This is a genomic window from Sphingomonas sp. SP4 (genome assembly GCF_058313375.1).
Genome location: NZ_JBZFLE010000001.1, coordinates 1,295,307 through 1,309,100, shown reverse-complemented (window position 1 = coordinate 1,309,100; position 13,794 = coordinate 1,295,307). Strand labels below are relative to the sequence as shown.

At 62.3% G+C, this 13,794-nt stretch carries 14 protein-coding genes; 7 read left to right on the top strand and 7 right to left on the bottom strand.

Annotated features, from left to right (window positions below; genetic code table 11):
• Nucleotide 1: 1 nt before the first annotated feature.
• Nucleotides 2–1,534 carry a 2-polyprenylphenol 6-hydroxylase gene (ubiB, locus tag AC4GYV_RS06630; protein ID WP_491099861.1) on the bottom strand — a complete coding sequence of 511 codons (1,533 nt, stop codon included), beginning with the start codon at nt 1,532–1,534 and terminating at the stop codon, nt 2–4.
• Nucleotides 1,531–2,262: a class I SAM-dependent methyltransferase gene (locus tag AC4GYV_RS06625; protein ID WP_491099860.1), complete on the bottom strand. Its 732-nt coding sequence runs from the start codon at nt 2,260–2,262 to the stop codon at nt 1,531–1,533. Before AC4GYV_RS06625 ends, ubiB begins: the two co-directional genes overlap by 4 nt.
• Nucleotides 2,263–2,311: 49 nt before the next feature.
• On the opposite strand from AC4GYV_RS06625, the gene mutM reads away from it, so the two are divergent.
• The 3 genes from mutM (at nt 2,312) to dnaA (ending at nt 5,258) form a co-directional block, all read left to right on the top strand.
• Nucleotides 2,312–3,118, top strand: coding sequence for a bifunctional DNA-formamidopyrimidine glycosylase/DNA-(apurinic or apyrimidinic site) lyase (gene mutM, locus AC4GYV_RS06620; RefSeq protein ID WP_491099859.1), 807 nt, complete (start codon nt 2,312–2,314; stop codon nt 3,116–3,118).
• Nucleotides 3,119–3,216: 98 nt separating this feature from the next.
• Entirely contained in the window at nt 3,217–3,480 is a 264-nt protein-coding gene (gene rpsT, locus AC4GYV_RS06615; protein WP_491099858.1) for a 30S ribosomal protein S20, read from the top strand.
• Nucleotides 3,481–3,863: 383 nt separating this feature from the next.
• Nucleotides 3,864–5,258, top strand: coding sequence for a chromosomal replication initiator protein DnaA (gene dnaA, locus AC4GYV_RS06610; RefSeq protein WP_491099857.1), 1,395 nt, complete (start codon nt 3,864–3,866; stop codon nt 5,256–5,258).
• 81 nt (nt 5,259–5,339) lie between these two features.
• On the opposite strand, the gene AC4GYV_RS06605 is transcribed toward dnaA, so the two are convergent.
• Genes AC4GYV_RS06605 through secB form a run of 4 tightly spaced genes read right to left on the bottom strand, consistent with a single transcriptional unit; the run spans nt 5,340 to nt 9,141 of the window.
• Nucleotides 5,340–5,984 carry an exopolysaccharide biosynthesis protein gene (locus tag AC4GYV_RS06605; protein WP_491099856.1) on the bottom strand — a complete coding sequence of 215 codons (645 nt, stop codon included), beginning with the start codon at nt 5,982–5,984 and terminating at the stop codon, nt 5,340–5,342.
• Nucleotides 5,985–5,986: 2 nt separating this feature from the next.
• On the bottom strand, nt 5,987–6,976 hold the full coding sequence (gene trpS / locus AC4GYV_RS06600) for a tryptophan--tRNA ligase (protein WP_491100403.1): 990 nt from the start codon (nt 6,974–6,976) through the stop codon (nt 5,987–5,989).
• Nucleotides 6,977–6,990: 14 nt separating this feature from the next.
• Nucleotides 6,991–8,583: a murein biosynthesis integral membrane protein MurJ gene (gene murJ / locus AC4GYV_RS06595; protein WP_491099855.1), complete on the bottom strand. Its 1,593-nt coding sequence runs from the start codon at nt 8,581–8,583 to the stop codon at nt 6,991–6,993.
• Between the two features lie 30 nt (nt 8,584–8,613).
• On the bottom strand, nt 8,614–9,141 hold the full coding sequence (secB, locus tag AC4GYV_RS06590) for a protein-export chaperone SecB (RefSeq protein WP_491099854.1): 528 nt from the start codon (nt 9,139–9,141) through the stop codon (nt 8,614–8,616).
• 181 nt (nt 9,142–9,322) lie between these two features.
• On the opposite strand from secB, the gene AC4GYV_RS06585 reads away from it, so the two are divergent.
• From AC4GYV_RS06585 to AC4GYV_RS06570, 4 genes are all read left to right on the top strand, one after another.
• The gene (locus AC4GYV_RS06585) at nt 9,323–9,976 is read left to right on the top strand and encodes a Tim44/TimA family putative adaptor protein (RefSeq protein WP_491099853.1); all 654 of its coding nucleotides are present in this window, start codon (nt 9,323–9,325) and stop codon (nt 9,974–9,976) included.
• A complete protein-coding gene (gene mltA / locus AC4GYV_RS06580) occupies nt 9,973–11,160 on the top strand; it encodes a murein transglycosylase A (RefSeq protein ID WP_491099852.1) in 1,188 nt (395 codons plus the stop codon). Before AC4GYV_RS06585 ends, mltA begins: the two co-directional genes overlap by 4 nt.
• A gap of 256 nt (nt 11,161–11,416) precedes the next feature.
• The gene (locus AC4GYV_RS06575) at nt 11,417–11,674 is read left to right on the top strand and encodes a Smr/MutS family protein (RefSeq protein ID WP_491100402.1); all 258 of its coding nucleotides are present in this window, start codon (nt 11,417–11,419) and stop codon (nt 11,672–11,674) included.
• Nucleotides 11,675–11,760: 86 nt separating this feature from the next.
• Nucleotides 11,761–13,443, top strand: a complete 1,683-nt coding sequence (locus tag AC4GYV_RS06570) for a putative bifunctional diguanylate cyclase/phosphodiesterase (RefSeq protein WP_491099851.1) — start codon at nt 11,761–11,763, stop codon at nt 13,441–13,443.
• 9 nt (nt 13,444–13,452) lie between these two features.
• Here the strand turns inward: AC4GYV_RS06570 and AC4GYV_RS06565 are convergent, their stop codons facing one another.
• On the bottom strand, nt 13,453–13,788 hold the full coding sequence (locus tag AC4GYV_RS06565) for a DMT family protein (RefSeq protein ID WP_491099850.1): 336 nt from the start codon (nt 13,786–13,788) through the stop codon (nt 13,453–13,455).
• Between the last annotated feature and the right edge of the window lie 6 nt (nt 13,789–13,794).

The window sequence follows — 13,794 nt, the reverse complement described above, 5'->3', positions numbered from 1 at the left end:
GCTAGCGTAGCACAAACAGCAGGAGAGCGCCGACCACTGCGCCGAGCAGCCCCGTGGCGACATAACCCCACCAAGTACGGTGCTCGATGACGGCGATATCCGGCAGAGGCGGAGCGGGCGGCGCCGCGCCGCGTGGCGGGTAATATTGGTCGAGGCGGTCGATTAGGTCGGGGATCTTCTTCACGGCGCGAACGGCGTCGATGATCCGGTCCGCGTAATAAGCTTCCGGTCCAAGCTCAGACCGGATCCATTCCTTCAAGAATGGCTCGGACGTCTCCCACATGTTGATGTCCGGATCGAGCGCCGTGGCAACGCCTTCTTCCATCACCATCGATTTCTGAAGCAGCAGCAAGTGCGGCTGCGTCTGCATGTCGAAGTCGCGGGTGATCGTGAACAAGGTCTCGAGCATGCGGCCGACAGAGATTTCCTTCACTGGTAAACCGCGGATCGGTTCGCCCGCTGCACGCAGCGCCGTGGCAAATTCCTCGACGCTGTGATGCGGTGGAACGTATTGCGCCTCGAAATGGATTTCGGCCACGCGGCGATAGTTGCCGGTGATGAGGCCGTAGAGAATCTCGGCAAGCCAGACACGCGCACGGCGGTCGATCCGCCCCATAATCCCGAAGTCGATCGCGGCGATGCGGCCGTCTTCGAGCGCGAACAGATTCCCGTGATGAAGGTCGGCATGGAAGAAGCCGTCGACCACGGCCTGGCGAAGAAATGCTCGCACCAGCGTCGCAGCGAGCTTGCTGCAATCCTGGCCAGCCTCGATCAGCGCCTCTCGGTCGTTGAGCTTGATCCCGTCCAGCCATTCCATTGTGAGGACGCGCCGCGCAGTTCGCCGCCAATCAATGTCCGGAACATAATAGCCGGGCTCGGCCACCATGTTCTCGCGGAGTTCGGAAGCTGAGGCGGCCTCGCGCTGAAGATCGAGCTCGCGCGCGGTCCACTGCCGGAAGTGCGCAACGACGAGCCGTGGACGCAGGCGCTGAGCCTCACCGCCGTAGCGCTCAACGTGCGCTGCGGCCCATTCGTAGGTCTCGATCGCCTTCGAGAGTTCCTCTTCGATCCCTGGGCGAAGTACCTTCACCGCGACTTCGCGACCGTCGGTGGTGACGGCGCGGTGCACCTGCGCGATCGACGCAGCGCCAACGGGGCGCTCCTCGAACTCGGAATAGAGCGTTTCGAGCGGAGCTCCGAACGATTGCTCGATTGTTTGCTTGATCAGGTGAAACGGGGCTGGGGGCAGATCATCCTGGAGTTGGGAGAGGTTCTCCGCCGCACGCTCGCCGACTAAGTCGGGCCGCGTGGACAAAGCCTGGCCGAGCTTGATTGCCGCAGGACCAATCGCGACCAGCGCCGACGCATATTCAGGCGTCGGCGGTATGCGCGCGCCGAAGCGGGCGATACGCGCGAGCCGGCGCACCGGTGGTGGCGTCATCGGATCCTGCTCGATGCCGCGCAGGGCGCCGTGGCGGGCAAGCGTGCGACCCCATTTCAGAAGCCGCCACAGGTGAGCTACGCTTGAGGTCAAATCTTCCAGCCTGAATGGATGGTCACGAGGCCGCCGAGCATCGGCTCCGCATTGGCGCGAACGAAGCCGGCGTCGGCGACCATCCGCTTGAACGCTTGAGGGCGCGGAAAGCGGCGAATGCTTTCGACGAGATAGCGATAGCTCTCTTCGTCGTTCGCGACTGCCTTGCCGATCCGTGGGATGACGTTCGATGCGAAAGCTTCATAGAGATTCGAGAAGCCGGGCCAGTCGCTGGAGGAGAATTCCATGCAATAGAAGCGGCCACCGCGCTTTAGCACGCGATGCGCTTCCTCCAGGGCCGAGGGGATGTCGGTGACGTTCCGAATGCCGAAGACGATCGTGTAGGCGTCGAACCTCGAGTCAGGGAAGCTGAGCTTCTCTGCATTTTCAACTTTCCAGGCCAGGCCTGTGAGGCCCCGCTGCTTCGCTCGTTCTTCACCGACAGCGAGCATGTCGGCATTGATGTCCGAGACGGTGACGCGAGCACCTCGCCGAACCATGCGGAAGGCGATGTCTCCGGTGCCGCCCGCCATATCGAGGATCTCTTCGCCAGCGCGTGGCTTCACCCGGGCTACGAAGCGATCTTTCCAAAGCCTGTGCATGCCGCCCGACATTAGGTCGTTCATGATGTCGTAGCGGCGGGCGACTGAGCTGAAGACTGCTCCGACGCGCCGCGTCTTCTCTTCTGGGCTTACGAGCTCGTCGCCGAAATTGACCTTGTCCGTCATGGGGCTGGGGCTCTAGCGGGCTTGTCGCTGCTCCGCCATATCGCTGCCGATGCCTGAGCTTCCCGAAGTCGAAACTACTGTTCGCGGTCTGGAGCGTGTCCTGGAGGGAAGGCGGATCGTATCGGTCGAAGCGCGGCGGCCAGACCTGCGCCGGGCGCTTCCCGTTGATTTAGGCCAGCGGCTTACCGGATCGCGAGTGACCAGCCTTCGTCGCCGAGCGAAATATGGCCTCATCGACACGGACCGGGGCGACACACTCGTCTTTCATCTCGGCATGTCGGGGCGATGGCGAGTTGATCCGACGGAAGTCGAGAAGCACGACCATTTCATCATTGAGACAGACGAGGGCCGGCGGGTCGCACTCAATGATCCACGGCGCTTCGGGTCGCTCGACCTGGTACGCACCGACGAGCTCGCAGAATGGCCGCCGTTCAAGGCGCTTGGACCAGAGCCGCTCGACCTCGACGCACGTGAACTGAAGAAGAAGCTCGACGGGCGAACCGCCGCCATCAAGCTCTTGTTGCTCGACCAGCGGATCGTGGCCGGTCTTGGCAATATCTACGTTTGCGAGGCACTCTATCGGGCCGGGATACATCCGGGGCGTGCGGGCGGGTCGGTTTCGCTCGAGCGGTTGAAAAAGCTGGTGCCCGCTATTCACGACGTGCTTGCTGAAGCGATCGAGGCTGGCGGGTCCACGCTGCGGGATTTCTCGAGCCCGGACGGTGAGCTGGGCTACTTCTCCAAGTCCTTTGCAGTCTATGATCGCGAAGGACTGCCATGCGGGCGCGGCGGTACTGTCAAAAGAATCGTCCAGGGTGGTCGATCGACCTTCTATTGTCCGCAGTGCCAGCACTGATCAGGGCGTTGACCTAAGAGGCACTTGCCGCTAGGGGAGCGCCACTTCCGGTGCGAGCCTCTGGGCCGCGCCTTTTTTCATTGAGCTAGAGGAACACAATGGCGAATACGCCGCAGGCCAAGAAGCGCATCCGTCGCAACGCGAAGCGCACCGTGATCAACCATTCGCGAATCAGCCGTATCCGGACCTTCATCAAGCAGGTCGAGTCGGCGCTTGCGAGCGGGAAGAAGGCGGACGCGGCCGAAGCTCTGAAGAAGGTTCAGCCGGAGCTGGCCCGTGGCGTTTCGCGCGGTGTGATCCACAAGAATACGGCAGCGCGGAAAATTTCCCGCCTTTCCAAGAGGGTTGCCGCGCTGGGCTAAGCAGCCTGCCCAAACGGGCCGCCAAACTGACCTGATCGAGCCGCCGGGAAACCGGCGGCTCGTTTCGTTTTAGGACCGTCAAAAAAATGCAGTAATTCCCGCGATTCGCGGGAGCGTTAAATTCTTAGTAATCATAAAAACGTCGGTTTTCCGCCATTTCCGCCAAGTTTCGGCCCATTTCCTATGTCAAGTAGCTTTATTTCACTTGTGTGAAAAAACGGCTCTTGCAAGCCGAGCGGTACGGTTTCAGAAACAACCTTCCGAGCGCGGATCCGCGCCGGCGTAAGAGAGAAAAGAAGCCTAGGACGCGCGACTCGCATCACGCGTGAAAGGACCCTTTTGTCTTGTGTTTTGGGGGTGGAAGCAGAGGGAGGCGCGGGCCAGTGCAAGGCGCAGGGGCGAATACGTCTGTCGATCAATCGGGGGGAACAGTCACCGCACCGCTCGACGCAGCTTGGGAATCGATCCGTTCGGGACTTCGCCGGGATCTTGGTGCACGGACGTTTGATGGCTGGTTGAAGCCGGCTGAGCTTGGAACGTTTGAGCCGGACAGCGGCACACTCGATCTTGTGCTGCCGAGCCAGTTCATGGCCGATTGGGTCCGCTCGCATTTCGGTGAGCGTCTGACTCTTGCATGGAAGACGGTTTTGCCGGTCGTCCGCGACGTTCGCCTGATCGCTGCTGCCGACGCGCCCCGTCCGGCTCCGCTGCTGATTCTCGAGGAAACGCCGCCCCCGTCGGAGCGCGATCCCAATGCGCCGAACTTCGACCCGCGCTATCGCTTCGAAACGTTCATCGTCGGCAAGGCGAACGAGGTGGCTGCGACCGCGGCGCGCACGCTCGCCACGTCGAAGACGGTCGGCTTCAATCCGCTGTTCATCCATGGCGGCACGGGACGAGGCAAGACTCACTTGCTGCACGCGATCGGCCACACCTTTCTTCAGCACAACCGCGGCGCTCGCGTGGTGTCGATGTCGGCCGAGAAGTTCATGGTCGAGTTCATTCGCGCGCTGAAGGAAAATGACACGATCGGTTTCAAGCAGCGTCTGCGGAACGCCGACCTGCTGCTGATCGACGACGTTCAATTCATCGCCGGCAAGGATTCCACGCAGGAGGAATTCTTCCACACGATGAATGAGATCATCACCGCGGGTCGGCGACTGGTGATCACGTCCGATCGCGCGCCTCAGGACCTCGACGGCATTGCGCCGCGCATCCTATCGCGTCTGTCCTGGGGCCTCGTCGCCGACATCAACTCGGCGGATTATGAGCTTCGCTTCAACATCATCGTGGCCAAGCTCGAGGCTCTGCCGGGCGTCGATATGCCGCGCCCGGTGATCGATTTCCTCGCTCGCCGCGTGACCTCTTCGATCCGTGAACTGGAGGGAGCGCTCAACCGCATCGGTGCTTATGCGATGATGACGGGTCGCGAGATCGACGTCGCCTTTGTCGAGGAAGTGCTCGCCAACGTCCTCCGCGCCAACCAGCGGCGGATTTCGATCGACGAGATCCAGACGCAGGTCGCGGAGCACTACCGCATTCGCAAAGCCGAGATGACCTCCGCGCGCCGTGCCCGCGAAGTAGCTCGTCCGCGGCAGGTCGCCATGTATTTGTCGAAGCAGCTGACGCCTAAGTCGCTGCCGGACATCGGACGCCGTTTCGGCGGCCGCGATCACACGACGGTGATCCATGCGGTCCGGCAAATCGAGAAGCTGCGCGCCAGTGACGCTGAGCTGGATGCCGACATTCGATTGCTGACCAGGCAGCTCGAAGGCTAGCCCCAACTAGTCCGAAAGCCGCTTAGAAGGGCTCGCCGAGTTGATCGGCGGGCCCTTTTGATTTGCATGCGTGGTCGAAGGTTAGTGGCTGAACCAGGCTGCAATATATTCGAGCGCGAGTACGCCCGAGCCGATGACCAGCACATCAATGAGAACGCTGAGGACCGCCGCGACCGCAGCGGCGATGACGAGGGCGCCGTCGCGGTAGATTAAGGCGAGACCGAAGAGCACGATCACCCCCGCTGGCGCGATGTGGAAGAGCGGGATGGGAATGGCTGCCAGTAGCGCGAGCAGGAAGCAGACAAGGCCGATGAACCGCGTAGCTGTCGCGCCCGTGAGGCTCGCCATTCGCGGCTTGAAGATGCGCTCGATGCGAAGCTCGAACCACTCCATCTTGGAAATGAGCCGCTCGAGCTCCGACTTCTTCACGCCGCGCCGGTCGATACGGGCCGGGAACCACGGCCGCGAGCGACCGAATATCATTTGAGCGGAAACGATCAGGAGTGGAATTGCGAAGAAAGTGCTCGTCCCCGGGGGAAGAGGCAGGACATTAATCGCACCGAAGATCAGAAGCAGCGCTCCCCAGGCTCTTCCGTGAAGCTTCGCGGTCAGCTCGGAGAAAGACAGCGGGTCAGATACCGTCTCTTCGATAATCTGCGTTAGCCGCTGCGAGAGCGGCAACGGATTAGGCGAGGGAGAAGTGCTCTCCGGCGAAACGTCCGCCACGCTCAAAGGCCAACGGCGCGATACGCGGAGGCGAGAACGGGGGCTCCAAGCTGGCGGGCGCGCTCGGCGCCTGCACCGAGGATACGGTCAAGCTCCGCAGGATCCTTGCGGAATTCGTCGAGACGGGTCCGAAGCGGCGACAGCATTGCGATCAGGGCGTCCGCCAACGCCGGTTTGAATGCGCCGAAGCCTTGGCCGGCGAATTGCTGGAGCACCTGCTCGACACTCTGACCGGTCACCTCGGCATAAATTCCGACGAGGTTCCGCGCCTCAGGGCGCCCGTCCAGATCCGCGGGGTCGCTTGGAAGCGGTTCAGGGTCGGTCTTCGCCTTCCGGATCTTCTGGGCGATCACGTCATCGCTATCGATGAGGTTGATCCGGCTTTGGTCGGATGGATCCGTCTTGGACATCTTAGAATTCCCGTCGCGCAGGCTCATGACCCGCGCTGCGGTGCCGCCGCCGATGAAGGGCTCGGGGGGCACGAACAGATCGACATCGAAATCCGTGTTGAACTTCAGCGCGATGTCGCGCGTGAGCTCGATGTGCTGCTTCTGGTCCTCGCCGACCGGAACGTGCGTGGCCCGATACAGAAGAATGTCAGCCGCCTGCAGCACCGGATAGGTGAACAGGCCGACAGATGCGCCTTCCTTGTTCTTACCGGCCTTGTCCTTCCACTGCGTCATCCGATTGAGCCAGCCCATCCGCGCGGTTCCCTGAAGAATCCAGGCGAGTTCCGCGTGGGCGGGCACGGCACTCTGGCGGAAGAGGGTAACCTTGGCGGGGTCGATGCCGCTGGCGATCAGTGCGGCAGCCATTTCGCGGATGCTTGCGGAGAGCTTTGCCGGATCCACGTCGACAGTGAGTGCGTGAAGGTCGGCAAGGAAGATCAGGCACTCGACCTCATCCTGCATGCGCACCCAGCGAAGGATGGCGCCAAGCAGGTTGCCGAGGTGGAGGTCGCCGGTAGGCTGGATGCCCGACACGACGCGCATTTCTTGCTTGTCACTCACGCTTCACGCGTCCTTCGTTTCATCAGAATTTTCACATCGTCGAGCACGAACGCGCCGGTCAAGAAGCAGGCGACGGCGTAGACTGCCACTCCAGCGCCGACGAGTACGGTCAGGCCCAAGCCGCGATGAAGGATCGACCCAGTCAAATAGGGATCGATCGCTGGTGCCAGCCAGAAGAGGACCGCTCCCATGATAAGCGATGCGGCAGCGAGGCGAGGAACGCGGCGTCGAAGCTGCCGGTCGGTCTCGAAATGGCTCCGCTTCTTCAGCGTGTGATAAAGCATCCAGACGTTCACGGTCGACGCGACTGCCGTGGCGAGGGGTGGACCGACGTGACCGTAGCCGTATCGGCCGAGGATCGGGATCAGGATTAGGTTGAGAACCAAGTTCACGCCGACCGACTGGACGGCGTAGCGGACGGGGGTCTTGGTATCGTGCCGGGCGTAGTATCCGGGCGTTAGCACCTTCACGAGCACGTAGGACGGAAGGCCGAGCGAGAAGGCCGAGAGCGCCCAGCTGCACCGGGCACTATCGATCGCGGTAAAGTGGCCATGCTGGAACAATCCGCGAATGATGGGCTCAGAAGCGAAGACGAACGCGACCGTCGCTGGCAGGGTCAGGAACAAGGCGAGCTCGACGCCGCGATTTTGCGTGTCCATCGCCTCCGCGTCGCGCTTCTGGCTGAGCTGCCGCGAAACGGTTGGGAGCAGGATGGTACCAAGACCGATGCCGATCAGACCAAGTGGAAGCTGGTTTAGCCGATCGGCATAGTAGATGTACGAAATAGAACCCGGATCGAGCAGGCCGCCCGCCAGCGCGGTAGAGACGGCGAGATTGACCTGAACCGCGCCCGCGCCGAGCGCAGCGGGCAAGATCAGCTTCAGCAGTTCGCGGAGATCATCGTTGATCCTGGGGCGACGGATAGCGAGGCTTACGCCGACTTTCTTGCAGGCAAGCATCAGCCAGGCGAGCTGCAGCGCGCCGCCCACGGTGACGGAGATCGCTTGCGCTCGCGCCGTCTCGTAGGCGGCGTCGGGCCCGCTGCCATGGAAGAACCACAAGGCTACGATCATCGAGATGTTGAGGAGGATCGGTGCCGCCGCGTTGACCCAGAATTTGTGTAGCGAGTTCAGAATCCCGCCGAGTAGCGAAGCGAGGCTGATCAGCATCAGATAGGGGATCGTGATCCGCGACAGCGTCACCGCGAATGAGAACTGCTCCGGGGTCGGGTTTCTGAAGCCGCCAGACAGCCCCCAGGTGATCGGCCACGCCGCGATCAGCATCACGATCGTGAACAGCAGCAGTACGGGCAGCAGGATTGCCAAAGTCTGCTCGGCGAAGCGCAGGCCCGCGTTGATGTCGTCCGCCTCCCCGACCTTTCGATTGAACATCGGAATGAAGGCGGCGGAGAAGGCGCCTTCGGCGAACAACGCCCGGAACATGTTAGGCAAGCGGAAGGCGACGAAGAAGGCGTCGGACGCAAAGCTCGCGCCGACGTAGCTCGCCTGTAGCGTGTCACGGACGAGCGCGAGAACCCGGCTGACGAGGGTTAGCCCGCCGACGGAACCCAGCGACCGGGTGAGGTTCATGCCCTCAATGCCGCGGAGAAGCGGGGGGCGTCAGGCCTGGCCGGACTCGCCGCCGGCAGCGCCGCCGATGAAGCCCGGCTGCTCGCCGCCGCCCTGCGCCTGAACCTGCGACATATAGGCCGAGGTGAAATCGATCGGATCGAGCAGCAGGGGCGGGAAGCCGCTGTTGCTGACCGCGTCTGCGACAATTTGCCGAGCGAACGGGAAGAGAAGACGCGGGGCCTCGATGAGCAGGAACGGCTGGAGCGCCTCCTCAGGGATATTCCGGAGGCCGAAAAGGCCGGCGTAGCTGAGGTCGACAACGAAATGGACGCCGTTGTCAGAGCGTGCCGTCACGTCGATCTTGAGAGCAACCTCGTGAACGTCGTCGGCCGCGGCCTGGACGTTGATGTTGAACTGAACTTCGAGATTCGGCTGGACCTGCCACTGGTAAACCTGCGGCGCGCTCGGATTCTCGACGGAAAGATCCTTGGTATATTGGGCAAGAATGCTGACCTGCGGCGCGTCGCCCATGTCCCCCGCGCCATTGCCCGCGCTCGTCGCGTCCTGATCCGCCATTTTACTGATGTCCTTGCGAAAGAATGTAGTGAATTGGGAGCCGCGAAGGCCGCGGCGCGTTGCCGCAGGCGACTAGCAGTCGTGAATATGAGGCGCAATGGCAGCCTCATGCGTTGGTCGGTGTTGGAATCTTTACCCGTCCGGCACTATGTTGGAGTTTCGTTACAAGTAGGATGCAAGCTTGACCGTCATCGTAATCCTCGCGCTGGTTGCTTTGTTTGTGGGGCTTCGCCTCTACAGCGTGCTCGGTGAGCGCACGGGTCATGAGCAGCAGCCGATCCTGAAACCGGCGGATCCCGACGCCCGAGTCGAACCGCGCGCGCATCAGCCCGCGCCAACTCCGGTCACCCCGGCAGAAGCTGGAGACATGGCGTTCGTGCCTACCGCCGGCCCAGGCGTCCGCGCGGTCCTCGCCGCCGATCCCAGTTTCGATGTCGCCCGCTTCCTCGAAGGCGCCAAGGCCGCTTACCGCCTAATCCTGGAATCCTTCTGGAAGGGCGATGTGGATACGCTTCGCCCGCACGTTGACGACCACGTCGCAGAGACTTTCGCGGACGCCATCGAACAGCGGAAAGCGGATGGCTTGACTCTCGACAACCGGCTCGTTGCGATCGACCAGGCCGTCATCTCCGAAGCTTCGGCTGAGCGTGGCGTTGCGATCCTCACGGTTCGGTTCGAGGCAGATATCGCTGCCGTAACGCGCAATTCCGAGGGTCAAGTCGTTGCCGGCTCGCTAAGCGACGCGATCCAGACTCGCGACCTTTGGACCTTCCGTCGCGATTTGAGTTCGCGCGACCCGAACTGGGTGCTGATCGAGACCGACGAGGAAGAGTGAGGTTCTTCGCAAGAGCGTTCGCGCTCGCTTCGTTCGCCCTGATCGCCGCCTGCGCCAAGACAGTCCAGGTCACGCCGACGACTCCACCGCCGCCAACGGTTACTCCGCCGCCGCCAGTCACGCCGCCGGCGCCTCCGCCGCCCGCTAATGCCCGGGCTGCTGGCGTGGCGCTTGTTCAGCCGCCCGCCACCCTCGATGAGGTGTCGGCCGCTCGGGCGCTACAGGCGTTTCGGATCAGCTGCCCGGCACTGCAGCGCCGGCAGGACAAGTCACTGTTAGCTTCTGGTACCGACTGGGCAAGCGTTTGCGCTGAAGCCTCGACGGTCCAGCCTGGCGGTGCCGCAGCTTTCTTCCGCGACCGCTTCGATTGGGTTCGGGTAGGCGAGGGCAAGGCGTTCGCTACAGGCTATTACATCCCCGAGACCGCCGGATCGCGAACGCCCGCGCAGGGTTACGCTGTGCCGGTCTACCGCACGCCGCCCGACCTGACCCGCTGCACAAGGCCCGATGGGACGACCGGTCGTGGCCGCGTCGATGAAACGGGCACGTGTGTGCCGTACTTCAGCCGCCCTGAGATCGAGGACGGCGCGCTGGCCAATAAGGGACTCGAGATCGCTTGGGCTGCGGACCCGGTGGAACTCTTCTTCATTGAGATTCAAGGTTCGGGCGAGCTGCGGCTTCCGGACGGAAGCGTGATGCGGATCGGTTACGATAACCAGAACGGGCGCGACTATGTCGCGATCGGCCGCCAGCTTCGGGAGCGCGGAATTCTGCCTCCGGGCGGCGCGAACATGCAGGCGATCAAGGACTGGATCCGTGCAAACCCGGATCAGGGCCGCGAGCTGATGCGCGAGAACCTGTCCTACATCTTCTTCAAGGAGCTGTTGGGTCCACCGCTTGGGTCGCTCGGCCTTCCGATTACGCCCCACGGAACGGTTGCTGCCGACCCCAGCTTCATCCCGTTGGGCGCGCCGCTGTTCCTCACCAACATGGATCGACCGGAGACGAACGGCTTTTGGGTCGCACAGGACGTCGGCGGTGCGATCAAGGGTCCCAATCGCTTCGACACTTACTGGGGTGGCGGCCCGCAAGCGACCGCGACTGCCGGCGGCATGTCCGCTTCGGGCCAGGCGCTGATCCTTCTGCCGAAAGGCACGGCGGCGCGTGCGGCAACTCAGCCCTGAAGAAGCGGAGCTCTGGGCGCGCGTAACAGCGACCATTGCGCCCCTCTCTCGCGAGAAAACAGCACCAAAGCCCGTCGAAGACCCGAAGCCTCAGCCGAACCCGGCTAAGCCACCAATTTCCAAACCCCTTTTACGTCGCGTTGAGAAGGTGACACCGGCGCCGCGGCGAACTCTCAACGGCACACTCGACGGGAGTTGGGACAAGAAGTTGCGTTCAGGAACGGTCGAGCCCGACAGGGTGCTCGATCTCCACGGCATGACGCTCGATCGTGCCTGGGAAGCGATCGACGTTAACCTCGAACGTGCGATCCAGCGTGGTGAACGATTGGTCTTGCTGATCACCGGTCATCATCGGCCTGGAGAACCTTCCGTTCAGCGCGGAAAGATCCGTGCTGCCGTTCACGATTGGCTCGCTGCATCGCGTCATGCGCCTCAGATCGCGGCCGTCCGGGGCGCGAGCAGGCGCCATGGCGGCGGGGGCAGCCTCTATATCGTTTTGAGACGATATTCTTAGCTGCCTTGCTGACCTTTTCTTAACCGATCTTCTTTAACGCGGGTGTGACTGACGGGCATTGCCGTCGACGGGGCGCACCACGACCGATGAAAGAAGGCACGGCCCAGAAAGTTAGCAACGCGGTTCTGTCGTGCACCGCGGGCTTTGCGTCTTTCGCATTTTCCCTGGCCGCGCTCCTATACCTGAAGGAGCTGGACCAGAAGGTGGTGGCGGCGCTTGCAGCCGGCGTTTTCTGCTTGCTGATCAGCTACATCGCGTCCGAACGTCCCAATAGCGAGAGCGCTCGCGCCCTGGCGGCATTGAGCGACCGCCTTCTCGCAGTGGAAGATGGCGATCTGGTTTCGCCAGCCCCGCCGTCCGTCAGGCATTCCATGCCCAAGCTCGCGGCGGCGGTAGACTCGCTTTTCGCAGAGGTTCGGGCATCGATCGAGAACGCACATGCTCTGGGCATGTACGACCCGGTCACGTCGCTGCCGAACCGGCTTCACTTCCGATCTGAGGCGGACAAGCTTCTCAACGAAGCGCCCGAGGGTGCGCGTTCGGCAATGCTCTTCGTCGACCTCGACCGCTTCAAGCTGGTGAACGATAGCCTCGGTCACGCCCGTGGCGACCAGCTTCTGATCATGGTTGCGAACCGGCTCCGTGTGGTCGTGAACGCCGAGTTCACGGGCAACGTCCGAACACGTCCGCTGCTCGCACGCCTCGCGGGTGACGAGTTCACGATGTTCTTCCCGGAGATCACATCTTCGGATGAGATCGAGCGTATCGCGCGTCGCGTAGTTGTGGCGATCTCGGAGCCGTTCGAGCTTTGCGCTCATAGCGTTGATATTGGCGCGTCCATCGGTGTTGCAATCTGCCCGGACCATGGAGGGAGCATCGAGGCGCTGATGCGAGCGGCAGACATCGCCATGTATCGGGCGAAGTCGCGCGGGGGCGGCCAGCATTGCCTGTTCGATGCGAAGCTCGCGTCAGAACATCAGGAAAAGGTCGACACCGAGAAGGCGCTCACCGAGGCGGTGCAGCGCGGCGACTTCATCCTCGCTTACCAGCCGCAAATGAGCCTGGTGACGGGGGAGATCTGCGGCGCCGAAGCCTTGCTCCGGTGGAATCATCCCAAAGAGGGCATGCGTCAGCCGGGTACTTTCATCCCGATAGCCGAGAAGACGGGCGTGATCTCCGAGATCGGTGACTGGGTCGTGGGCGAGGTTGCGTCCGTGCTAGGCAACTGGAAGCGCACCGGTTTCGATGGCCGTCTATCCTTCAACATCAGTCCGCGGCAGGTCGACCGGGCGGACTTTTTCAGCAGACTGCGTCACGTATTCCAGGACGCCGAAGTACCGCTGTCGATGATCGAGCTCGAATTCACCGAGAGCGCGGCAATGGAGGTGAGCGAATCGGTGCTGACCGAAATCCGGTCGCTCCGCGATGACGGCGTCCGCATCGCGATCGACGATTTCGGTACAGGTTATTCGAATATCGCGCGACTTCGCTCGATGCCACTCGATCGCGTGAAGCTCGACCCGTCCTTGATCGCCGACATCGATACGTCGGAGAAGGCCCGGGTCATCATCCAGGCTGTGATCCAACTGATCAAAGGCGTCGGCGCCGAAGTGGTCGCAGAGGCGGTAGAGACCGTAGCCCAGGCGGACATCTTACGCGCCATGGGCTGCGACACGGTCCAGGGCTTCGTCTTCGCTGCGCCGATGTTCGAGGAAGAATTTCTTGCTTGGATCGGCAACGCGAACCGCGGAGCGCGCTCGGTCGCCTAAATCGATCCGTCAGGTCCGGCCGACGAACATGAAGGCCGCTGCTCCTACGATGCAGGCGAAGGCGCCCAGATAGCGCCACCCGATCGGCTCTTTCAGGAACAAGGTCGCGAACACACCGAACACGGTGAGCGTGATGATTTCCTGCGTGATCTTGAGCTGACCGCCGGTGAAGCCATGCTGATAGCCAATCCTGTTGGCGGGCACGGCGAAGCAATATTCAAAGAAGGCGATACTCCAGCCGACCAGAATCGCCGTCAAAATCGTCCATTTCGGAAAGCGTAGCTGACCATACCAGGCGAAGGTCATGAAGATGTTGGAGATGGTCAGAAGGGCTACGGTGATCATCTGAGT

What these genes read in the sequence shown, in the direction of transcription:
- AC4GYV_RS06625 (WP_491099860.1), bottom strand. Translation starts at nt 2,262, where the DNA reads ATGACGGACAAGGTCAATTTCGGCGACGAGCTCGTAAGCCCAGAAGAG.
- mutM (WP_491099859.1), top strand. Translation starts at nt 2,312, where the DNA reads ATGCCTGAGCTTCCCGAAGTCGAAACTACTGTTCGCGGTCTGGAGCGT.
- rpsT (WP_491099858.1), top strand. Translation starts at nt 3,217, where the DNA reads ATGGCGAATACGCCGCAGGCCAAGAAGCGCATCCGTCGCAACGCGAAG.
- trpS (WP_491100403.1), bottom strand. Translation starts at nt 6,976, where the DNA reads ATGCGCGTCGTGTCGGGCATCCAGCCTACCGGCGACCTCCACCTCGGC.
- murJ (WP_491099855.1), bottom strand. Translation starts at nt 8,583, where the DNA reads ATGAACCTCACCCGGTCGCTGGGTTCCGTCGGCGGGCTAACCCTCGTC.
- secB (WP_491099854.1), bottom strand. Translation starts at nt 9,141, where the DNA reads ATGGCGGATCAGGACGCGACGAGCGCGGGCAATGGCGCGGGGGACATG.
- AC4GYV_RS06575 (WP_491100402.1), top strand. Translation starts at nt 11,417, where the DNA reads ATGACGCTCGATCGTGCCTGGGAAGCGATCGACGTTAACCTCGAACGT.
- AC4GYV_RS06570 (WP_491099851.1), top strand. Translation starts at nt 11,761, where the DNA reads ATGAAAGAAGGCACGGCCCAGAAAGTTAGCAACGCGGTTCTGTCGTGC.
- AC4GYV_RS06565 (WP_491099850.1), bottom strand. Translation starts at nt 13,788, where the DNA reads ATGATCACCGTAGCCCTTCTGACCATCTCCAACATCTTCATGACCTTC.